The sequence below is a fragment of the Paenibacillus sp. 1-18 genome, from assembly GCF_000520755.1.
Classification (GTDB): Bacteria; Bacillota; Bacilli; order Paenibacillales; family Paenibacillaceae; genus Paenibacillus; species Paenibacillus brasilensis.
The window spans coordinates 1-571 of record NZ_ASSB01000187.1 but is presented as its reverse complement, the minus strand read 5'-3'; the positions used below and the strand labels follow the sequence as shown (position 1 = coordinate 571).

Genomic DNA, 571 nt, shown 5'->3' with positions numbered 1-571 from the left:
TGGAACCTCCTGTCCATCCACTACCGGCCGTTTCCATTCTTCAAGCTCCTGCTGTACGGCAAAGGGAGTTTTTGCAAAATGGATATTGGGGTTCAATTCCTTTGCATGCAGGCTTGGCGCTATCTTTCCATGCTTCATTTGCAGGAGGATTTTAGTCACTCCGGCGATCCCGGCAGCCGCCTCCAAATGCCCGATATTTGATTTTACCGATCCAATCGCACAAAATCCGCTGTCCCGGGTATCTCTGCCAAACGCCTGGGTCAGTCCCGTGATTTCTATGGGATCACCCAGGGCAGTCCCTGTCCCATGGGCTTCAATATAACTGACGGTCCTCGCATTAATTCCTGCTTTGTCCAGCGCCGTTCGGATCAACTCGGCCTGGGCAACCGGATTTGGCACGGTGTACCCGTTGGTTTTACCCCCGTGGTTTATGCTGGTGCTTCGGATCACTGCATAAATATGATCCCCTTCTGCAACTGCCCTGGACAAGGGTTTCAACAGAACACAGCCTACCCCTTCACCAGGGACAAAGCCGTTGCCTCCGCTGCCAAAGCTTTTACATTGTCCGTCT

General features: G+C 52.7%; 1 protein-coding gene. It reads right to left on the bottom strand.

The window, feature by feature from the left end; all coding sequences use genetic code 11:
- The coding region (locus L693_RS28020; protein ID WP_197029890.1) for a beta-ketoacyl synthase N-terminal-like domain-containing protein at window positions 1-571 on the bottom strand (571 nt) is incomplete at both ends.